The organism is Microcoleus sp. Pol17C6, assembly GCF_036701145.1.
Lineage (GTDB): Bacteria > Cyanobacteriota > Cyanobacteriia > Cyanobacteriales > Microcoleaceae > Microcoleus.
Genome location: NZ_JAUBQH010000042.1, coordinates 1 through 22,030 on the forward strand (window position 1 = coordinate 1; position 22,030 = coordinate 22,030).

General features: G+C 46.4%; 17 protein-coding genes. 6 read left to right on the forward strand and 11 right to left on the reverse strand.

Features of this window, described 5'->3' with window-relative positions; translation table 11 throughout:
- Positions 1-233 precede the first annotated feature (233 nt).
- Complete coding sequence (locus tag QUA25_RS19790; RefSeq protein WP_333040733.1) at positions 234-1,364, reverse strand: aldo/keto reductase; 1,131 nt, start codon at positions 1,362-1,364, stop codon at positions 234-236.
- 5 nt (positions 1,365-1,369) lie between these two features.
- Positions 1,370-1,876, reverse strand: coding sequence for a bifunctional nuclease family protein (locus QUA25_RS19795; protein WP_333026715.1), 507 nt, complete (start codon positions 1,874-1,876; stop codon positions 1,370-1,372).
- Between the two features lie 228 nt (positions 1,877-2,104).
- Here QUA25_RS19795 and ribE point away from each other — a divergent pair, with 228 nt between their 5' ends.
- Complete coding sequence (gene ribE, locus QUA25_RS19800) at positions 2,105-2,818, forward strand: riboflavin synthase (RefSeq protein WP_333040735.1); 714 nt, start codon at positions 2,105-2,107, stop codon at positions 2,816-2,818.
- Between the two features lie 416 nt (positions 2,819-3,234).
- The gene (locus QUA25_RS19805) at positions 3,235-4,422 is read left to right on the forward strand and encodes a glycosyltransferase family 2 protein (RefSeq protein ID WP_333040738.1); all 1,188 of its coding nucleotides are present in this window, start codon (positions 3,235-3,237) and stop codon (positions 4,420-4,422) included.
- Positions 4,423-4,469: 47 nt separating this feature from the next.
- Here the strand turns inward: QUA25_RS19805 and QUA25_RS19810 are convergent, their stop codons facing one another.
- Together QUA25_RS19810 and QUA25_RS19815 are read right to left on the reverse strand one after the other, a co-directional pair.
- Complete coding sequence (locus QUA25_RS19810; protein ID WP_333040739.1) at positions 4,470-6,845, reverse strand: hypothetical protein; 2,376 nt, start codon at positions 6,843-6,845, stop codon at positions 4,470-4,472.
- A gap of 74 nt (positions 6,846-6,919) precedes the next feature.
- Positions 6,920-8,695 carry a peptidoglycan DD-metalloendopeptidase family protein gene (locus QUA25_RS19815; RefSeq protein WP_333040740.1) on the reverse strand — a complete coding sequence of 592 codons (1,776 nt, stop codon included), beginning with the start codon at positions 8,693-8,695 and terminating at the stop codon, positions 6,920-6,922.
- 430 nt (positions 8,696-9,125) lie between these two features.
- Between QUA25_RS19815 and pgeF the strand changes: the two genes are divergently transcribed.
- Positions 9,126-10,004 carry a peptidoglycan editing factor PgeF gene (gene pgeF, locus QUA25_RS19820; protein WP_333040742.1) on the forward strand — a complete coding sequence of 293 codons (879 nt, stop codon included), beginning with the start codon at positions 9,126-9,128 and terminating at the stop codon, positions 10,002-10,004.
- A gap of 243 nt (positions 10,005-10,247) precedes the next feature.
- Entirely contained in the window at positions 10,248-10,859 is a 612-nt protein-coding gene (locus QUA25_RS19825) for a CPP1-like family protein (protein WP_333040744.1), read from the forward strand.
- Between the two features lie 177 nt (positions 10,860-11,036).
- Here QUA25_RS19825 and QUA25_RS19830 read toward each other — a convergent pair whose 3' ends face one another.
- Positions 11,037-11,723, reverse strand: coding sequence for an HAD family hydrolase (locus QUA25_RS19830; protein WP_333040745.1), 687 nt, complete (start codon positions 11,721-11,723; stop codon positions 11,037-11,039).
- A gap of 500 nt (positions 11,724-12,223) precedes the next feature.
- On the opposite strand from QUA25_RS19830, the gene QUA25_RS19835 reads away from it, so the two are divergent.
- Positions 12,224-14,353, forward strand: a complete 2,130-nt coding sequence (locus QUA25_RS19835; protein ID WP_333040747.1) for a diguanylate cyclase domain-containing protein — start codon at positions 12,224-12,226, stop codon at positions 14,351-14,353.
- Complete coding sequence (locus QUA25_RS19840; protein ID WP_333040748.1) at positions 14,334-14,867, forward strand: GNAT family N-acetyltransferase; 534 nt, start codon at positions 14,334-14,336, stop codon at positions 14,865-14,867. Before QUA25_RS19835 ends, QUA25_RS19840 begins: the two co-directional genes overlap by 20 nt.
- A gap of 20 nt (positions 14,868-14,887) precedes the next feature.
- Here the strand turns inward: QUA25_RS19840 and hppD are convergent, their stop codons facing one another.
- The 6 genes from hppD to pstA all read right to left on the reverse strand — a co-directional run bounded on the left by hppD (position 14,888) and on the right by pstA (position 22,028).
- Positions 14,888-15,949: a 4-hydroxyphenylpyruvate dioxygenase gene (gene hppD / locus QUA25_RS19845; protein ID WP_333040749.1), complete on the reverse strand. Its 1,062-nt coding sequence runs from the start codon at positions 15,947-15,949 to the stop codon at positions 14,888-14,890.
- Between the two features lie 400 nt (positions 15,950-16,349).
- On the reverse strand, positions 16,350-17,057 hold the full coding sequence (locus QUA25_RS19850; RefSeq protein WP_333040751.1) for an SDR family oxidoreductase: 708 nt from the start codon (positions 17,055-17,057) through the stop codon (positions 16,350-16,352).
- Positions 17,058-17,140: 83 nt separating this feature from the next.
- Positions 17,141-18,550 carry an NYN domain-containing protein gene (locus QUA25_RS19855; RefSeq protein ID WP_333040753.1) on the reverse strand — a complete coding sequence of 470 codons (1,410 nt, stop codon included), beginning with the start codon at positions 18,548-18,550 and terminating at the stop codon, positions 17,141-17,143.
- Between the two features lie 42 nt (positions 18,551-18,592).
- On the reverse strand, positions 18,593-19,864 hold the full coding sequence (locus QUA25_RS19860; protein ID WP_333040755.1) for an APC family permease: 1,272 nt from the start codon (positions 19,862-19,864) through the stop codon (positions 18,593-18,595).
- 276 nt (positions 19,865-20,140) lie between these two features.
- Positions 20,141-20,992 carry a phosphate ABC transporter ATP-binding protein PstB gene (pstB, locus tag QUA25_RS19865; RefSeq protein ID WP_333040757.1) on the reverse strand — a complete coding sequence of 284 codons (852 nt, stop codon included), beginning with the start codon at positions 20,990-20,992 and terminating at the stop codon, positions 20,141-20,143.
- A gap of 55 nt (positions 20,993-21,047) precedes the next feature.
- Positions 21,048-22,028 (reverse strand): phosphate ABC transporter permease PstA, encoded by a 981-nt coding sequence (pstA, locus tag QUA25_RS19870; protein WP_333040759.1) that lies wholly within the window; start codon positions 22,026-22,028, stop codon positions 21,048-21,050.
- Positions 22,029-22,030 lie beyond the last annotated feature (2 nt).

Below are 22,030 nucleotides of genomic sequence, written 5' to 3' on the forward strand. Positions count from 1 at the left end.
CGCCTGCTTGGTGTAACGATCAACTGACTGACGTAGCGATCTATCGCCTGACTCTTTTAAGATACAAGGGGCGGGTTCTGGGCCATCCCCACAAGAAAATGCACTTTTTGTGGAACAGGCCAGAAAGCCTGTTAAGCGAGAATGGTGGAAGATTTCAGGTTAAACCAAAGTTTAGCGTAATTATTGCAACACTTAGATACGCTCGATCGGCTTTTCCCTGCTTCACCTTTTTTTCAATCCCACAACCGCCTGCCTGCTTTGCCGCCGAGTCGCTGGTGAGTATCTTTGAGCAAGGTTGGGATGTCTAACTCTTCGGGACACCGGGGCAAACATTCGCCACAATCGGTGCAGCGGTTGCCTTTGCTGCCGGGAAACCAGTGTCCGGCATTTTCAAACATGGCGTAGCGGTATTTGCCAAAGTCAGTCATGTCGCACCCGACGGCGAGATTGCGGAGTCGCAATACTTCGGGAATGTTGATGTTTTCCGGGCAAGGCAAACAGGCATAGCACTGGCTACATTTGTCGGTTTTCAAAGTGTCTGCAATAGCCGATTCTAGCCGATCGAACGCAGCGATTTCGGCGTTGGTGAGGGGAAAGTCGCGATCGCCATATTTCAGAGGTTGCTCTAATTCTGTCGCATTTGCAGGGCCCACACTCAAAGTCCCAATCCTCGTATCGCTGAGTAAAAACCGATAGTTTAACTCTAAGGGCGAGAAAGGCGAGCACAATTTTGCGAGAGTTTCCGGGGGCGTGTAGAGTTGCCCTCCTTTATCTGCCGGGGAAATGATAAAAACGCCCATATCTTTGTCTTTAGCGAGTTCAATTGCCGGGGCGTTGCGCTGAAAAAAATAGTAATAATGCAGATTGACAAATTCAAACCAATCTGTATTGATTGCAGCCAAAATCAGATCCAGAGGCCCGTGAGTCGAAAAGCCGACGTGCCGAATCCGACCATCAGCCAGGGCTTGGCGTACAGATTCCATGCAGCCTGTGGGCGATCGCACCCAAGCCAAATGTTCCCAAGTATTCAAACCGTGAATTGCCAGACAATCGATATAGTCTAAATTCAGGCGTTTGAGGGATGCGTCGATGCAGCGTTCCATTGCTGCTGCATCCTCGGTTGGGGAAATTTTTGTAGTGACGTGGAGGCGCGATCGATCGACACACAAACCAGCCGAAAGGGCCGCGCCAAGATATTCCTCACTGCAACCGTAACCCGCCGCCGTTTCCAGGTGATTGATTCCCTGAGACACTGCCTGCTGTACAGTCTGACAGGCAGTTTCCTCAGAAGCCAAATAGCGCATGGTTCCCAAGGAAAATACAGACAGGTGCAACTCCGTTTTGCCAAACCGTCGATAGCGCATAAAGTTTAGGAAGTTTCGCCCGGGCTGAAGCCGCTTCTCTTAATCAAATCCTCTGGACGGAGGTTTGAGATAAATTCCCGGAAGGCCCGGCGTTCTGCCTCATCAGCATCTCGATCGACCGGTATCGAAGCATCGGCGACGACTTCTTCCATCACCCAGATGGGGCTATTCGTACGCAGGGCTAGAGCGATAGCGTCGCTAGGTCGGGCATCGATCTCTTTTTTAACTTCTCCCTGACGGACGATCAGCACGGCATAGAACGTGTTATCTTGCAGCGAGTGAATAACTATGCGCTCCAAGGTAAGACTCCAGGCCTCTAAAAAATTGACCATCAGATCGTGAGTTAAGGGCCGAGGAGGCTTGTGGCCTTCGATCGCGCTAATAATAGCCTTTGCTTGCTCCTGACCGATATAAATAGGCAAAGCCCGTCGCTCAGTAGCGTCTCTCAATAGGACAATAGGACTGCGCGTGGCTGCATCTAAGGCAATTCCAGCGACTTTCATTTCAATCATTCGATCGGCCTCATAGAATTAAGAAACTGTAAGGCAGTAGAGAACTTGGACATAAAGATCACCTAAATCCAGTATGACTTGATCTTCGCCGGAATCTGCAACAGATCTGGGACTATCGATTTTCGATTTTCGATTGACTCGGGGGGAGAGGGGGACGGCAAAACCTCCTATCTCTGGTTTGTCTCTATGGTTTCATGTAAATAAGCGATCGACTACGGAAAAATACTTATGTTTACAGGACTAATTCAATCTCTGGGAAAGCTGAAGTCGCTAGGCAACGATTATTTCCAAATTTCCTGCACATCAAACAACTCCTACCAGATTTTACAAGATTTAGCCATTGGGGACAGCGTAGCCGTGGATGGAGTCTGTTTGACGGTAGTGGAAGTTCTGCCTCAAGGTTTTGTCGCCGTCGCTTCCCCTGAAACTCTCCGCCGCACTACTCTGGGATCATTCCCCGATGCTTTGGTGAACCTAGAAACCTCCCTGCGGGCCGGTAGCAAATTGGGGGGACATTTTGTGACGGGGCACGTAGATGCGATCGGCACTTTAGCGACATCAACCCAAACCGCCAACGCTTGGGAGATGCGGTTTACTGCCCCACCAGCAACCAATTCGGGATGGCAGCGTCAAATCGCACCTTACATCGTTTCCAAGGGCAGTATCGCCGTCAACGGCATCAGCTTAACCGTGGCAGATTGCGATGCTGACGGCAATTGGTTTGAAGTTGCTGTTATTCCCCACAGTTTTGGTGAGACAAACCTCAGATATTTGCAACCAGGAAGTTTAGTTAATTTAGAAGCAGATATTCTGGGCAAGTATGTCGGCAAATTTCTCCGCAGCGGCTCAAAATCCCATTCCGAACCGTGGGAAGAAACCCCGGCAATCAACAGTTTGGGAGGCATCACACCAGAATTCTTAGCCGAACACGGATTTATTTAATCAATGAAACAATAAAAATCCTGGCTCAACGAAGTAGGTGTGGGCTGCGTCAGCCACGAATTCTTTTATCAATAATTGACTGCTCTGAGCTAACGCACCTACTAACTGCGATCCATCAATTAAATTCTTGTAACTTCGGGAGCTTTTCTTTGCTATCCTGGATTTTATCAATTAACGTCTCCTTACCTCTAAAAATCTAACTTTTAGTTGTAGTCTATCACCCTTCTCTTGGTTTGGAAAACTCATTTAAACGTGCTACATACCATTGACTTTGAACAGAGAATGCGGTAAATTGTTATTAGGAATTTTTTAGCTATCTCTTCCACCGACTGTGTAACTCCTGACTGCGACGAGTGTAAGGTAGAGCTGACAATCTATAAAGCAAAAAAAAATTTGAAAAACCTTGTTAAAAGCCAATGCAGCCAGATTCTCAAAAATCCCCCAATATTCCTCTCGTCTCAGTCATTATTCCTGCATACAACGCTGAGCCCTTTATTGAAGAAACGGTGAAATCTGTTCTCGCTCAAACTTATCCAGCAATTGAAGTTTTAGTAGTCGATGACGGTTCCCAGGATCGAACCCCTGAAATTGTAGAAAAAATTGGCAAGAAAGATTCTCGCGTCCAGCTTCTGAAACAGCCAAATTCTGGAGTCGCTGCTGCTCGAAACTTAGGAATTGAAAATTCGAGAGGAGAATATATTGCCCCCATTGATGCCGATGATATTTGGTATCCTGAAAACATTGAAAAACAAGTTCAATGTATGTTGGAGGGAGGAGCAGAAGTAGGGGTGGTTTATTCCTGGACAGTGGACTTGGATGAAAAAGGATTGCTAACAGGAGGATTCCGGTCTTTTAAAATTGAAGGTGACGTGTACGCGACCCTAATCTGCCACAACTTTATAGGAAACGCTAGTGCTTCTCTGATCCGTCGCAGTTGTTTGGAAAAAGTGGGGGTTTATGACAAGACATTGAGGCAACGGAATGCTCAATGCTGTGAAGACTGGGACTTGTACCTGCGGATAGCAGAGCTTTATCAATTTCGAGCCGTGCCGGAATTTTTAATTGGCTATCGCAGGATGTATAACACTATGTCTACCAACTATACGACAATGGCGAAGTCTCACTCTTTGATGCTGGAAGCCGCCAAGCAACGGCATCCCGAAATTCCAGATTTTCTGCATCGATTATCTAATTTTTTGCTGTACTTAGCGAACAAAAGCAGCCGCAACGGCCGCGATCGCACCACGCTCTTTTGGTTATTCCAAGTTTTAAAAACTGACTGCATCTCACCCTTATCCCGTTCTGGCTTTTACAGAGTATTAGGAAAGAACTTTTTAAACCTATTATCCCCGTCTTTGCAACATCAGGAGGCTCTAGATGCACCTGTGAGAGTAGAAGATACGCCATCCTCTGAGAACCAATTGATCAGCCGCGAGGTGTTGGTAGAGAGCCGGCGCCAAAATATCGAATTAATGGTAACGATAGGGAACATTTTTCACCGTTCAATTTCCCTTATTGTCAAGCGAAATCCAACAAATATTGACACGATCCCTCAAGTGAACCTTACCGCCACGCCACCGACAAAGGCTGAGTTGTATGAATGAAAAAGAAAATTCAGCCTATTAAAACGTAACTGCGTTGCGATGAGCAGTTACCAATTTTTCAAGCGATATAGCACCGACTCAGTATTAAAATCTTTCCCGAAAACTGGTTGCAGCGGGCCCTGAGCACTTGTCAGCCAAGATAAAGCTTTTCTGGTAGCTGCGTTTGTATCAGTCAGGGGCCCGAATCCCACAGTCCTAATTTTATTTTGCCGCAGGTTGTCAATCCATTCCGAAAGTTGATCGGCTCTAAACGGCACATATAAAACTTGTCTGTCCAAATTTCTCCCGTAAAACAGGTAGCTGCGCGAACTTAAAAAGAAGCCTATTCTTTCATCAGGTACTGTATTTTTATCAATATATTCGTAAATGCCGCGATACAGTTCTGTGCGTGCGAAATCTCGCTTTTCCCTCCAATGACCAATTACTATCAATCCTATACAGACACCAACTATCACTATGTAAATAGATTTTCTTCGGCTTGGAAATACATGATTCAGCCATCCGAAGCCAGGATTTATTTTCAACAATACCGCAGCCACAGTCACTGACACAATATAAAATATCGGATATGGTAATATATATTGCCAACTCGGAGCTAATATTTTCCCGATACTATTAATAGCTTCTACTGGGTTAGACTTCAAATTGTCAATCAACAAACTCCCCCAAACAATGCTATCTCCGGTGAAAGAAGCATTTTTAATATAATCAAAAATTGTGTTGCTAGTAATTCCGAACAAACCACTAACCAAAACCACTGCCATAACAACTAGATTTGGAGTTTTCAAGAGAGTTGCTGTAGCTGCTGCTGCGACGGCGAGTACGCTTAAAAAGGGAAATCCGTATCTGAGGTTAAAACCGAGTATAGGGCTGAGTTTACCGATCGACTCTCCGACAGTACCGGAGGTGTAAGGTGTAATTAGGTACAGAATTCCTGTACTGGCGAGAAGTACAATTAAAATAATATTATTTTGATTAATTCTTCTGTTTTTACCCTGGATAAAAGCCAGAGGTGCTGCCAATACCTGAAGTGCGATCGCCAGAAAGGGCAGTTGCAATCTAATGATAATTTGTAAGCCGACAGTTTGCCAGTGGGAAAAATTGCTGGGATTAAATTGAGCTGCTAAAGTGCTTTGCCAAATCTTTAGAAGTGGGAAAGCGGGCTGCTGCTGTACCGGAGGTGTTGGCCCAGGTACGGGAGACGGTAAGGAAACAGGTTCTAAGGGAATTTTAATATCGCCGACTTCGCTGACAGGGTAATTAATTTGCAGCAAGTTTCTTGCATACCAAAAACCTCCTAAAAGCAAGCAACAAGCTACGCCGCACAGTAACACTGGTTTGATAAAGTGGCGAATTCTAAAATTAGCTGGTGTGGATTTTTTATTAACCGCGAATCTTTTAAGTTCTAATATTGCTAATCCTCCTAAAAGTGAGGCAGCATAGACTATCCCAGTGATTTTTATTCCGGCTAGCATTCCTGCGGCAGCCAAAAATAGGGAGAGTTCGGATTGCGATCGGCTGCTATGATATGATAAACCTAGATACAAACCGACTGTAAATATTGCAGCTAGCGGTAAGTCTGGGTGAATGGTGTTAACTTGGTTGAGCATCATCGGTACTGTCAAGACTAAAGATGCTGCTGCCATACCGTGAAGTCGCGTTGCTCCAAATTTTACGCTTAATAGATAGACTGCAATTCCCTCAAGTCCCCACGCAATTAGCAGGGGAAAAGCTGCTAGAAAATCTTCTCCGAAGGGGAGTACACACAAAGCAGATAAAACGTGCCAATTGTAGGGATATACTCGGGCTTGTTCTTGCTCAAAAATCCAATTACCCGCAGCATCTAATAATTTAAATGAATTGGTTTGATACCATCGGGCGATCGCAGGCAGGTGAAACCACAATGAATCATAATTGGTTGTGGGTTTGCTTGCGAGAGTTTGTAACAGCAAAAATCCTGCAACAGCGGTGGCAACAATAATTAGATATTCTGATTTGCTCAGAGGTTGCTTAAGTCGGGGAATCGGCCACTCGGAGAAGGTAAAAGTTTTGTGGTTTTTTGTATAAATCAGGATGAAGCCGATCGCACAAATCAAAATTTCTGCTATAATCACCGCAGCAATATTTAGTCGATCTGCACTTCCTAAAATCAAGCCGATACAAACTTGTGCAATGCTCCATCCCGTCAGGAGTACGAGGAGAAAATGGGGAAATGAATAGTTATTGTTTTCTTTCTGATTCTCGAAGGCAAGAGACAAGCTTAAGGGAATCGGCCCGACTAGAATAATCAGAAATAAAATTAATTCCCACAAATGCTGCGCTATTAGCATAAGCTGCAAGTTACCATTTTTTATCAGTTTTTCCTCGTTACCCCAAAGAGCCTGGTAACGAGGAAAAGCAACGAACACGCGAACTCGTTGCACAAAACATAAATCTTCTTGTGGGGTGGGCTTTTCGACCGTTCCACAAGAAATTTAATCTAGCCAGTCCCCAATTTTTACCTGTTAGCTTGCTTCTGAGGTTTGGGTTTGACGGCTTCAGTACCTTTGGGCTTAGAAGTGTCAGCTTTTAACAGTTCCGGGAATGGCGGCTGGAGGTTGTGAACTTCGATGTCCATTCCCAGCGGCAGAGGTGGAAGCTGGGGCAGATCGTTTTCCAAATCCTTGAGTCCGCTAGCGGTTTGTATTTCCACCATTTTCGGCATTTGCGGTACTTTGGCGGTTTCCAAACTGCCGATCATTTTTGCCAGAGCGAATTCTAGTTGAGATCCCGGGTCGATCGCCACCCAACCCTGGTCAGTCATTTGGCGAACCTCAAAGTGGAGGTGAGGCCCTGTAGACATTCCCGTACTGCCGACGCGGCCGATAGTCTCTCCCTGTTTCACCCACTCTCCCGGTTTCACAAACAGTTCCGAAAGGTGAGCGTAGAGAGTTTCCTGAGACTTTTTGTTGTGGTTGAGAACCACCGTCAAACCGTAACCACCCAACCAATCTGCGATTGCCACTTGACCCGCATAGGCTGCCAGTACGGGCGTTCCCATCGGAGCCCCCAAGTCAGTTCCGGTGTGAAACCTGCCGTAGCCCATAACCGGATGAGTCCGCCACCCAAACGGCGAAGTAATTGCCGAAGCAATAGATAGCGGAAACAGCAAGCTGGTGTTGCCATTTCCGGGCAGACCTGCGGGACGCGGCGTGAGATTGTAGTAAGCAAAACCGGTATTGCTGCCGCTGCTGACACTAACCGCACCGACTTGAACCGGCCCGAGTCCCATGCTGGGCGCTGGAGCGCCGCCGTAAGATGCAGATCCGGCATAATACCCAGCGTCTGCGGAGTATCCAGTGTCTGCCGAGTAGCCGATGTTTGCGGAGTATCCAGTGTCTGCCGAGTATCCTGCGTCTGCCGAGTAGCCGATGTTTGCTGGGTAGCGCGGGGGTGCGTAGGCAGATTCCGGCGGATTTGAACCCTTCCAAACCTGGCTGCCTATTTGTTGAACGGCTTGACCGAGTTTACTGACAGGATTCGCGCTACTATTTCCTGCTACAGTTCCCCCAACCTCGCCCGGAAGGCTTTCTGGCAGATTTCGAGGAGGAGGGGCTGCAATATAGCCGTCGCCTGCGATCGGAGTTTCCGGGCTGTAGCTGGGTTCTCCTGCATCTGCCGTCACCGGCTCGGAAACAGGAGGAGGCGCGCACAAATCGCCACCTCCTTCGCAGCCGGTCGATCGTTCTGCAAACTCTATTCTGGTTGGCGCTTCGTACTCGCTGGTAGCACCAACACTGTAGTCTGTTTGGTCGATTTCAGCGTGGGCTGGGTTAACTGGCGCTTCAAAAGGCGGCTCTTGGGCCGTCGCTTCTGGCAGGGGAATCAGCGCGGGTTCCGGCAGATAATATTCGGTGGGAGGTGGTTCGCTGGCGTACTCAGGCTCTGACGGCGGTGCGGCATCGAAAGGCTCGGAGGGCGGAACTTCTGCCTGCGGTTCAGGGTATGGTTCGGGCGATCCTTGGCTGAATTCTGGTTCCGGGGGCGGGAGAGGAGCTTCAAATAATGGCTGGAGGTCTGCCGCGCCGGGGACGGCTTGTTCTGCTGGCGGAGTTTCGGCTTGGGCCCAAACTAAGCCTTTGCTGAGCAGTCCCAGACTGGCAAGGCAACCCAGTCCCACCAGCAGTGAGCGATCGGACAAAAGGCGCGATCGAGTCCGGGCGCCTGTAGGGTTCTTTTTTTGCTGTTTGGTGTTCAAAGGGGCTGTTATTTGCTTGTCTGGAACTGGTTTCACGATTTTTTTTCCCAACTCAACAGGGGGCACAAGGATCTCGAAGTCAGGATCGAATGTATGGCAATCCTTGTCTTTATATACAGGCCTAACTGATTTTACCGGGCTTGAGGCAATTTTTTTTGCACATAGAACAAGCTCAAATGCCTTACGCATTCTCTCGCGATCGATATCCGGTTTTTTTGATCCCGATGGCACTTGCCTAGAAGTCTGTGACGGCCACACTGATGATAGCGCTTTGGTGTTCGTATATGTTAATTAGTTGCCTATATTTCTCGGGTTATGCAAAATTTCGGCGCAGTAGGTTCTCCTAAAACCGCCGACTCATCCCGATTTTTTCCTGAAACCTGGCCCTGCCTTTAAACTTCGCGGACAAAATTTTTGATTGTTTAGAATACAAGCTAAATGATTCGCTTGGGTAAGGATAGGTTTCATGACTGTAGCTGGCGATCGCTTGACAAATTTTCCTGACTATGAGTGCGTCGGAAGGTCTGACGGTATCAGTTGGGACTGGCAGAGTTCTGAAGGCTTGCCCTATCTGACTTGCAGCTTGCTTTCTCGCTGGTCTCACGGCTTTTTTACTCGCGATTTCTCGCCCCAGGGGCCGATCGATCTGACGGCAGTTCTCGAACCTGGAGCTAAGGTTTACCGACTCCAACAGGTACACGGCAATGCGGTACTCAAAACGAGTGAGTTGTCCCCGGTTGTGGCTCCGGCCCCGGAAACCGCTGCCCCAAGCTATGCTGAGGCTGATGGCTTGGTGGCAGATCGAGAATTGGAGGCGCTGTGGGTTTGCTCGGCCGACTGCGTGCCGGTGCTGATTGCTGACGATCGCACGGGACTGGTTGCGGCAGTTCACGCGGGTTGGCGCGGGACTGCTGCTAAGATATTACCAGAGGCGATCGCTCAACTTGTGGCACAAGGCAGTCAACTAGAAAATCTGAAGATTGCTATGGGGCCGGCGATCGCTGGAGAGGTTTACCAGGTATCTGTGGAAGTAGCAGCGGAACTGGGAGCCACTATTGCTCCTAAGAGTGCCGCTAGTGCGACAGCCGACGGCATTTTAGAGTTTTTGCACCAACTGCCGGAAACGCCTGTCTTAGCCGATCCAGAACCGGGAAAAGTACGCTTGGATGTTCGCCTCTGCAATGCTCTGCAATTGCAGCAGTTGGGAATCGATCTTTCTCAAGTGGCGATCGCTCCTTTCTGTACTTATTCTGACTCGGCTCGCTTTTTTTCGTACCGCCGCGATCAACTTAAAAAAGTCCAGTGGTCGGGAATTGTGAGTGCCTGCGGGAAAAGTCCCTTCTGAGGGCATTTGGCAGAAGGTAAAATTTTAGACGGCCCAGATAAAAATAACAATCTTTGGATTCATTATTTTTTATTTACGAATGCCAAATGCCTTCTAGTTTCTATTTTCGTAAGGTTTGCTGGTTCCTGTTTTAAAGCACCAAAAACTAGCAGCAAAACTCTTGGGAAAGCGGCAGAGCTCCCGCCCCGCTTTCCTCTCTTGTTAAGATTGCTCTATAACGAGAGTCTTCAGCGGGTTATTACCATGAGTGAGCCAACTCCCTATCAACTGCTTGAAGTCGATGAAGATGCTTCCTTTGATGAAGTGCAAGAGGCCCGCACGCGCCTAGGCGAGCAGTACAGCGGTGACAAGAAACGTTTGGAATTGATCGAAGCAGCTTACGATGCGATCCTCATGGATCGCCTGCGGCAGCGACAGGAAGGGAAAATTAAAGTACCCGAACGCATCCGCTTTCCCGAACGGCTGACTCCGCCACCCCCAAGCTTTACTCCCTCTCCTCCTAGTGGCAGCCCAGCTTGGTTGCAGCGGCTAATCGATACTCCTAGTCGATCGGACATTTTGTGGCCGGCTGGGGTGTATGTGGGGTTAGGCGGACTGAGTATTTATCCGGCAGCTAATGATGGTTTACTACAGTTGACTCTGGCTCTTGGGGTCGGCTCTTGTCTTTATTTTGTTAATCGCAAGGAACAAAAATTTGGTCGGGCTGTGCTGCTGACTGTGGCTGGCTTGGTTATAGGCTTATTGCTAGGAGGCTTTTTGGGTTCTTTGGTCAGTCCGGCATTTATAACAACAGAGAAATTTATCGCTTTGTTTACGTTTTTAATTCTGTGGCTGGTCAGCGGTTTTCTGCGATAGTCAGCAGTTATTAGTCAGCAGTTATTAGTCAGCAGTTATTAGTCAGCAGTTATTAGTCACCAGCCAACCACTAATAACTACTGTGGAATCAAGACCTCTGACAAATAACATCACCTAACAATTAATAACTAATGACTAATAACTAATAACTAATGACTAATAACTAATGACTAATGACTAATTTTTGCGACCTAAAATAATCTCAACTGCTTCGCTCAAATTGTTGGCAATTAAATCCGGTTGGTGCATTTCTAGTTGGGTGCGATCGCGAATTCCGCACAAAACACCAATTACCTTGACACCGTGCGTTTTTGCTGCTACAATGTCCGCCTCCGTATCCCCAACCATCCAAACGTCAGAAGCCGGCGGCAGTTCGGCGAGAGCTTTTGCCATCAACAGGGGCTTATCTTTGACATCCCCGGTTTTGACGTAATCGTTGGGGAGGCAATAGCAGCGGTTTTCAGGGAAAAATTGCCCTAAATTACAGCGGTTGAAGGCTTCGTCTAGTTCCCTGACGCGGCGCATGGTCAGGACCGCTAAGTCTACTCCAGCGCGCTGCACCTTTTCGAGCGTTTCCAGAGCGCCGGGCGCTGGTCGATCGTAAATCATGTAAGGGAGCGTGTGAACGGTTTGACGGCGTTTCTGAGCAAAATCGCGGGCTTGATCTGCATCTAATCCTGAGAGCATGGCAATTTCGGTTTCGGGAACCCGCGCGCGCTTCATGTCCCAAAACTCGGCTTTGGGGAGTTCGCGCACTGGTTGGTCCGAACGCTTAGTCTCGGCAAGACAATACTGGTAAACTCGGTAGTAGCGATCGGACACGTCCATGATCGGGCCGTCAAAGTCGGTAATAAGTCTCAGCATTTAGCAGAGTATTTTTAAGCTTTTATACAAATACTTCGATACTATATCATTTACAGGTAACACTTTCTTTACAAAAATTGACACAAATAACCAGGGGAGGTAAGGTCTATAGGAATAGTGCTAATTAAAGGGAACATTTGAATTAAACTGTGCTACTTCTTAACTTTAGCGGTTGTCAGCCATATCGCTGAATTTAAAATTAAAATATGCCGCACAAATAGTGCAAACCGCTACGTATTGTTCATAAATCTCAACCTCAATAGAGGATGATTGTGACTGCGCTTTCTCAAAAAAAAGTTGGTAAAATTAATATTTTGCCTCATTTTTAAAATAAGCAAAAAACTGCTTGGAGAATCCAAAGTGTACTGTTTGCATAAATTAGCCAGCGGTACCAGAGGGTGACATCTGCCAGTATAAAAATTTATATGAGAAATAGCAGCCAAAAAACAACTAACTTTACCTGCTAATTTTTGAGATTGATGCTCTACAACAATAACGAGATGCTTCCAATATTAACTGTAGAGAGCAGCACAAGAAGTATTAATATTCTTCTTTATAAGCTTTTATCCTTACGCAGGATTGAATACCTCACAGTCGATCGGGAACTTAAAATTCAAGAAATATCTTTAAAAGTGCAAGAGTTTGCCGACATTCATGAGGAAGTAGGCGAAGGAAAAGACGTGCGCGATAGTTTTCCCGAACTGATTGGAATTGAACAAATTCTTGAAGGTATTATTGAACAACGAGAGCAAGACTTTCAGTTAAAATCAATTACCAGAGTTCTAAAAGACGGCTCTTATTTGTATCTAGATTTGTACATCTTTGGTTATCATGGAGAAGCCAATGCTGACAGATTGATTATTTTATGCGAAGATGTGACCGATAGCATTGCAGCTCAGCAAAGAATGGTTCAGGCTGCCAACGAAAACAGTATTAAAGTCGATTACTTAGCTGCGGCTGGCGATTATATTGACAAAATCATTAATTCCCTAGGCGATGTTTTGTTAGTAACAGCAAACTCGGGAAAAATCAAAAAAGTGAATCAAGCCGCACAGCAATTATTTGGATATACCGAATCGGAATTAATCGGCCAATCCATATCCATGATTACCGCTGAGGAGGAATTGTTACGCAAAGTCAGCCAGCTACCTCCTGCACTTAAAAGCGAATATTGGCCTCAAGTAAAAGTAGCTTGCCAAACGAAAATAGGTTTAAAGCTGATTGTTGCGTTTTCATGCTCTACTTTCGAGACAAGCACAGGAAGCAAGTATGCAGATAGCGAGGTTATACAAAATTTTGTTTATATCGGCAAAGACATTACCAAGCAACAGCGCATAAAAAATTGTCAAGAAGCACAGTATGCTGTTACTCATATCCTGTCAGAATCAACTTCTCTAGATAGCGCAACTCCGAGAATTTTGCAAGCTATTTGCCAAAGTTTTGGGTGGGATATTGGCGAACTTTGGACGCCCACAGAGGGGGAGAAAGAAACTAGATTTGGTGCGGAAATAAAACGCGAAAAACAGCCGCTTTTGTGCCTGCCACTTTGCTGTCCGATCGAGGAAGCTCCTGGTTGGCGGCGGGTGGCTGTTTGGCAGGCGGCGGAGGAAGTTAGCGAGTTTGCCGAAAACCACCAGCAGATTACTTTCGCTGCGGGTGAGGGTTTGCCGGGAGCGGTTTCCAGAAGCGGTTCTACGCAGTGGATTACCGATCTTGTGGGCGATCGCAATTTCGTGCGATCGCGCTTGGCCGAGGAAGCGGGACTGCGATCGGGATTCGGTTTCCCCATTCACGCTAGGAGCCAAGTTGTAGGAGTAATGACTTTTTTTTGCCGGGAAGAACTGCCACCGGATCAAGATTTACTTCAGATCATAGCTGTGGTAAGTTCTCAATTAGGGGAATTTGTCAAGCGCAAATATGCAGAGCAAGAATTGCAAGAAGCTGAAGCTTCAATCCGATTTTTGTACGAACAAGAAAAACGCCAAAGTGAAGAATTAGCTCGGCAAAATGTAGCTTTAGAACAAGCCAAATTAGAATTACAAGCAGCTAACATGGAATTGCAGCGGCTCGCTTCGGTGGATGGATTGACTCAAATTCCCAACCGCCGCTGTTTTGACAAAAAATTGGAGTTAGAATGGCAGTTGATGGAGCGAGAAAAAGAGTCGCTGTCTTTAATTCTGTGCGATATCGATTTTTTTAAACTTTACAACGATCATTACGGGCATCAAGGAGGCGACGAATGTTTAAAACAAGTAGCCCGGATTTTAGCTAGCCACGCTCAGCGGGCAGGAGATTTAGCCGCCCGCTACGGTGGCGAAGAATTTGCGGTAATTTTGTCGCGAACTGATGTGCAAGGAGCAAAGCAGGTAGCTGAAGCAATTCGCAGCGATTTGAAAGCAGCGGCAATTTTTCATGCTGCTTCCAAGGTAAGTAAGTTTATAACTCTCAGTATGGGGATCGCTACTACTGTGCCTGCTGCTGGTTTATCGATTGAGGAGTTAATTGGACAGGCCGATCGAGCCCTGTATAGAGCTAAACTAGAAGGGCGCGATCATATAGTTAGCCTAGACTTGAAAATAGAATTTCCGGGCCCGAAAGGAGTATTTTCTGATGATTGTGAGAGAAGCTAAAATCGCTGACGCACCTGCAATCGCACGGGTTAATCTAGATACTTGGCGGACAGCTTACCGAAAAATTGTACCCACAGATTACTTCGCGCAACTGTCCTATGAAAAAGCAGAAAGCCGTTGGCAAGAAATCCTTGCCAACGTCAAAAATACTGGGGTTTTTGTCTGCGTTGCTGAGAATGAGTCGGGACAAATTGTGGGTTTTGCTGCGGGTGGTTGCGAGCGCACCGGCAAATATGTATATAAAGGAGAATTATTTGCCATCTATATTTTGGAGGAATATCAGCGTCAAGGAATCGGACGGCAACTCGTGAGAACAGTTGCCACAAAATTGGCAGAGTTAAGTTTGAACTCGATGCTAGTTTGGGTACTAGGAGACAATTCAGCCTATAGGTTTTATGAATTTTTAGGAGGTGAAAAAGTAGACGAACAGCAAACAAGTAGAGCAGGAGTTGCACTCAAAGAAATTGCCTACGGCTGGAAAGATATCGCAGTGCTGATTAACACCCCTGTATGATCTAAAAAGTGGAAGTTTTGTCAATCATCTATCAAACTTCCCCTCTTCATTTGTTCGCGTTCAATTGCCTCAAACAAAGCTCGAAAATTCCCCGCCCCAAAACCTCCTGCTTGCACCTGTTTGCCGTTAACTAAACTAACTCGGCGCTCAATAATCTCGAAAAAGAAAGTCGGTTCTGCAAAAATTGGCTGGGTAAAGATTTGCAGCAGCATCGCTGCGGGAGTATCTTCTTGCCAATCGGCTAAAACTTGACAAGCTGCAATTTCTTGCCAATCAGCAGGCAAATAGTTTTGCCGCTCCTGCAATTCCGAGTAGTATGTTGGAGGAACTGGTAGAAAAGGCAAACCGCACGATCGCAAATCGGCAACAACACCCACAATATTATTAGTTTGCAAAGCCATGTGCTGAATTCCCGGCCCCCGATTTGCGCTCAAAAACTCTTGAATTTGAGAATTAGCTGATGCGGGTTCATTAATCGGGAATTGCACCCCACCTTCAGCGTGTACCATAACTTGGCTCCGCAAAGCTGATTTCTCAGTCTGAATATCAAAATTTTGCTGCGGTTGAAAACCTAATATTTTTTGATACCAACTCACCGCACCTGACAAATCGCCCGATTCAACATTTAACACTACGTGGTCAATCCGGGTAAACAACGACCGCTTATCCGAAGCCGATAGCAGTGAATGGCTGCCAATTCGCTCCACCAGCGTATGGCTTAAATCTCCCCAGCCCGAAATTTTTGCCCGCTTAAAATAGCCTCCTGCGTTTAGGTCTTCTTGAATCGGTTCCAGGATTTTAGCGCCTTCAGCAGCCGCTCTAGCTACCGCTAATTCAATGTCTTTTACCCGAAAACCCACATCGGCAATCCCTGGAGGATGAAACTTCAACCAACTAGCAGCGGGACTAGCGGGTGTCAGGGGCGAAGATAAAACAAAACATACATTGCCACTGATGACAACTTCCGTGTGAGTGTGGCTGTCTGCATAACCTGCTATTGATTGAAAGCCTAACTGGCTGACAAACCAGTCGCGGGATACTTTAGCGTTTTCAACGTAAAATTGAATGCGATCGAACTCCATAATCAATAATTGAAAATGGAAACTGAAAAATGGAAAATCTGCTGATTTTCAAGGCGAAATTGCAAGGGAGGAATTGAGTAATGGATATTTTTCATAGTTTTTATTGCGCGCCCACTTAATAATAACCTAAAGATTGAATATCCTAGCTCCCTCTGAAGGTAGAAATAAGTCGGCCCTTAAAAGAAACCCGGTGTGTGCGATAACTTAGGTTTGACCGCTAGGCCTTCACCAATAGGACTAAGGCAAAAAAATGGTTTGACGTGCTATTTATAGGGGTAAGGTGCGCGAGCCCATGCACCTACATAATTAACGGCTGTACAAGTTCTCAAACCTAAAAATATCATAATTTTTCTTGCCTTCAGCTTCCGCTGCGTTCTACCTTCAAATCACTCCTCAATAGCTAAAAGAACAAATGACTTTCCGGCTGAATATTAATCTCCATCGGCACAGCTTGCGGGTCAGCCGAAAGAGCAAACATAATCGCATTGGCGGCAGTGTCGGTAGTCAGCATTTTTGACCTGTCTACTTTCAAACTCACATTATCCCAAAACGGAGAATCCACCCCGCCAAAATAGAATAGCGTAAACTTAATGCCGTAGCGCCGCAGTTCATCTGCCATGCACTTGCTGAAACCAACTACCCCAAACTTTGAAGCGCAATAAGCCGTTCCCATAGCCATCGAATGCTTGCCCAAAATGCCGATGACATTGCAAATGTGGCCGGATTTGCGCTCTTTCATTACATTCGCCGCTGCTTGAGACGTGTAAAAACTGCCTTTCAAGTTCAAGTCAAGCATGGCATCTAAATCAGCGGGTTCTAACTTGTTCCACTGCTTGAGAATTCCGGCACCGGCGGCGTTTACGAGGGCATCAATTTGTCCGAAATGCCCCCCAGCTTTGTGCATCAGCGTCTCGACTTGGGGCAAATCGGTGATATCTGTGGGTACGCACAGTACGTCTGTTGCCGAAAGTTCGCTAGCTAAAGCGTCTAATTTACTGCTGTCTCTGGCGGCGAGCACTAGCCTCGCACCCGCATCAGCGAGTTTGCGGGCCACCGCTGAACCGATGCCGCCAGTCGCACCCACCACAACCACAACTTTGTCCTGCATATCCCTTTACATTTCTTTACGTCTCGATTGTATGATAACTCAAGTTGCTAGTAATGGGGAGGTTGATATATTTTAATTTTTAATTAATTGAGGGAAACTTGCCAGCCTTTTTCGGCTTTTTTTAGCTGGAGAGAAGTGCAGGATTGCAAAAACTTAGTAAATTTTCTACCCAGATTAAAATCTTTAATTATTTGGGTAATTTGTTTGCCGTATTGTCGGTGAAATTCGCTGCCTACATTGGAGAGAAATACAGAATTTTCACGAGAGTTGCCGGTTAAGTCGCCAACTATTTTGACAAGAGCTCTTTCCAAGTCTTCCAGAGAATTAATATCGGTCAAAGTCGCAGGTGCTGTCTGGTGGTTATTCAGAATTTCTTGGCTAAGTATTGGGGGTGGGGGCGATAATCTTACTTCAAAAAGAGTGACATAAGTTTGAGAAACTTCAGAGGGTTTGTGGAGGACAAAATCGGTGGGATATTTAAGAAAGATATCCCGGGTTTTAGTACCGAGCAAATGATGGGCAACAACTTGATTGAGGACTAAGCCGTAATTTTCCCGAAATAAAGCTGAAACAGTAGAAACTTTGATCCACTGAGTTGAGGTGCGTTTTTGCTCTTTTTTGATTAATTCTTTTAGTTGAACAACTAATTGTTCTAATGGTGTAATTTCCGGTATGGTTACAAGGGAATGGGTTTCCATTTGTCCGGTTTTGCTGTTTAAAACTATGATTTTATCTATTTGTTTGCGGACTTGAAATACGGTTAGTCCGTGGGCTTGCAGTGTATTGCTGAGGTGAGTGAGGGCGCGATCGGACGAACAGACAAAAATCTCTTTGGCTGTGGGATAATGTACGAAAATCGATGCGCCGACTGTAGCCATTTTTAAGTCGGCACTGTCTTTGCCGGGGGGGACGTGAATCAGTTGATAGCCGCGCTGGTGAAATTCGGCATCTTTTTTGCCCATGCTGCGCCAGTTGGCAAAGGCAACTTTGATTTGGATTGGATAGTGGCAAATTTCCTCTAGGAATTTTTCGGTTTCGATGGTGAGTTGCAAGTTTTCGACATCTAGCAGCAAGATAGCAATGCCGATTGGAAGCGAATTTGTTTGATGGGTGGTGGGAGTGGGAGGCTTTGACGAAACTGAGTTTTGTGATTTAGGCGGTGCTGTTTGAGATTGGGCTAGCTGCTGAATTTTGGCGCATAATTTGCTGAATTGAGGTGAATTAACGAATTCTGGAACCAGCAGAATTTGTAGGTATTTTTTCGCAGTCAGCAGTAGGGAATCTGTATCGGTGGCTACTGTGAAACTTTTTGTCAATTTTCCAATCAAAACTGACTGAAAATCAGGTTTGGCCCAGGGGGTTTTCCTGTATTTTTCAGTTATCCATTCGGGATGCTGTTCCTGAATGGTAATTAGGGTTTGAGCTATATAGCGACTGATGGCGCTGAATGCGAGAGATTCTTGAGTCGCCAGCAAGGGGGTTCGATCGGGCATGGCCCTCTACAATGCGGGATGCTGTTTCAATTTATCACACTTCTAGTTTCTCGCCGGGAGTCGGACGATCGCCCGCCAAATTAAACCGGCGGCAATTAATGCCAATCCTGTCAGCCAAATTTCCCTCTCCACCCAGAAAGCCAGAAACAGACAATTTCCCAAACCCACCCAAGCCAACCACTGTGGATAAAGCCTTTCGGCGGGGGAAAGTTGCAGCGCGGCGAGGTTGGTGATAGCGTAATATATCAAAACGCTAAAAGCGCTAAATGACCAAGTGGTTTTGACATCACCGACGAGAATTAAAAGTGCGATCGTAACTTCGACAACCACCACCGCCACGTAGGGAGTTGTCCCCGAAGGATTCAGCCGCGCCAAGACTCTCGGCATATCCAAGCGCCGCCCCATCGCCAGCCAGATGCGCGAGAGTCCTAAAATTAAGTTCAGCAAAACTCCCAACATAGCGGTAATTGCGCCGACGGCTAGCAGTTGAGAAACTCCTGGAATTGGGAAACTGCGGGCGATGACTTCCAGGGGTGCAGTCGTGCCGCCTGGTTGTAAAGACAATTTATCTGCTCCCCCCACACCTGCGACAACTACTGCTACCCCCACGTAAAGCAGCATTGTCAGCACCACGGTGAAAATTATGGCTTTGGGAATGGTTTCCCTCGGTTCCCGCACTTCTTCGCTCATTGTGGCGATGCGGGCGTAACCGCTATAAGCGACAAACATCAGGGCGGTGGCCTGGAAGATGGAGCCGATCGAGCTATGATTCTGTAGTGCGGGCATTTCCCACCTTACCTCTGGCAAACCGACAGCAACAAACACCGCTAAGGATAGAAGTGTAACTGAGACTATGGCAGTATTGGCAATATTCGATCGCCTAATTCCCGTCAATACAATTAAAGTGAGGGTGGCGAGGGCGACTAAAGCTGTTAGGATCAGGTAAGTGCGATCGGCTACACCAACTGCATTTAAAAAATACCCCGCAAAACCTAAAGCAGCAGTAGCTGCAGAAGCCGTTTTCGCCAACAGAAACATCCACCCGGCAGTGAAACCCAGCCAAGGATTGAGATATTTGTAGCCATATTCATAAGTACCGCCGCTAACAGGATGATTTGCCGCTAATTGAGCGCTGCTAAGACCATTGCAAACAGCCACTAAAGCCGCAATACCTACAGCCAAAATCACTCCCGGCCCAGCAACTTCCGCTGCAATCCCGATACTCACAAATACTCCGGTACCGAGGATTGAGCCCAGGCCCATGAGAGTTGCGCCGAAAATACCCAACTCTCGCTTCAGAAGCGGTGAAGACATAAATATAGCGGTTTTCTGTTCATTGCAATACTGATATTAGGTTACATCTAGTAATATTTGCAATAATTTCGGCAGGGGTCTAAACCCCCGCCTCAAAAATCAAGTCCCCAGCTAGGAGGACTGAAATACTTATTGAGAATGTTGCCAAATCTGAGTTAACAGTAAGTCAAATACTATAACTATTTCAGAGTTTTCTTAAGAGGACATTAACTGTGAGACAGGGACTTAAGGCCCTGTCATAATATAGTGATTGAGAGAAAGCAAAACACCCTGGTATTAACCGAAACGGCCTTGAATGTAATCTCTCGTACTCGAATTACCCGCAGAAGTAAAAATCTTACTTGTCGGCCCAAATTCCACCAGCCGACCGATGCGAGTTTCATCAGTATTAAAAAATGCCGTGTAATCAGAAACACGAGCCGCCTGCTGCATATTGTGCGTCACAATCACAACAGTTAACTGCTGCCGCAGAGTTTGAAATAACTCCTCAATCTTCATCGTTGAAATCGGATCGAGAGCAGAACAAGGTTCATCCATCAACAAAATTTTCGGCTTCACCGCCAAAGCGCGAGCAATACAAAGTCGCTGCTGCTGTCCGCCCGAAATCCCCTGAGCCGATTTATTCAAATCGTCTTTCACCTCATCCCAAAGCGCCGCACTTTTGAGGGCAGATTCCACAATTTCATCTAATTCTGCTTTGCTTTTACGACCAAAAATTCTCACCCCGTAAGCAATATTATCGTAGATACTCAGCGGGAAAGGATTCGGTCTTTGAAACACCATTCCAATTTGGCGGCGCAAACTATTAATGTTTACTTTCGGGCTGTAAATATCCTGTCCAAAAAACTCGACTCTTCCTTTAATTTGAACCTTTCCTTCCAATTCACCAATCCGGTTGAGAGCTTTGAGAAAGGTAGATTTGCCGCAACCTGAAGGGCCAATAATCGCCGTAATTTGCGGGTGAGGGATATTCATCGATAAATTTTCTAAGACTTTGTGAGTTCCGTAATAAAAACTCAAGTCCTGAATCCGCAGTGCTGGCATTGCATTGGGGTCAATTTCCGGGGTAACATCGTCTAGGAATTGATCTGTATAGTTTTCTGCTTTTAAGTTAGCTTTAGGTTTCATTATTTGCGGGTTATATTGTTAATATTTGACTGAAAGATGCACTTGAGTTATTGATTTATCGGTTTTGCAAGCGTTTCCGAGTTACTGTACGGGATGCGACGCTAGCAATTAAAACCATACCCAAAAGGACAGAGGCAGCAGTCCACGCCAATTCGTTCTGCTCCTTGTAAGGAGAGCTGGCGTAGCTATATATTAATACCGACATAGAAGGAGTCGGAGTCAGCAGTGTCTCGGGAATTTCTTTGAGTTTTGAGATAGTTTCTCCACCTATCGGAGACTGCATTATCTCGCCCAATTTATCAACTAAAGGAGGCCAAAACTGACTCGACAACGCCGTTACAATCAGCGGCGCGGTTTCGCCGGCGGCCCGGGAAGCAGCGAGTAAAATACCTGTGGTAATAGTTGGAAGTGCTGAGGGTATGATAATGCGAAACATAGTTTGAAAGCGTCCGCCTCCCAAACCAGCAGAAGCGAGACGGTAAGAAGTAGGCACTAATTTTAATGCTTGTTCTGTTGTCAGAGCAACAACTGGAAGCATGATGATGCCGAGGGCAAAACCGCCTGCTAATGATGAAAATGCTTTGGTGGTAACGACAATTAGGGCGTAGGAAAAGACGCCAACGACGATCGAGGGAACGCTGCTGAGAATGACGGTGATAAAGCGAATACTATTGGCCATCGCTTTGTTTTCTCTACCAAACTCAGACAAAAATATTCCCGTCATTACGCCGATAGGCACGCTGATTAATGTCGCAATTCCCACCATTAAAGCAGTGCCGAGAATGGCATTGGCAAAGCCGTTGGGCTGGTCTTCAACTCCGACGGGTGCGGGCAAAGATACTAGCACTTCCCAGCTCAAATGTGTAAGCCCTTCCCCCAAGATTTTGTACAAAATAGCGAATAAAGGTAGCACGGCAAGAGCTGTGAGAACGCAGGCAATAAGTGTCATTCCCCGACTGAACAAAGTTCTGCTCAGTGACAGGGGGTTGTAGATTTCGGCATCCAGAATACTATTTGATTTTTGTGCTTGAGTCATTT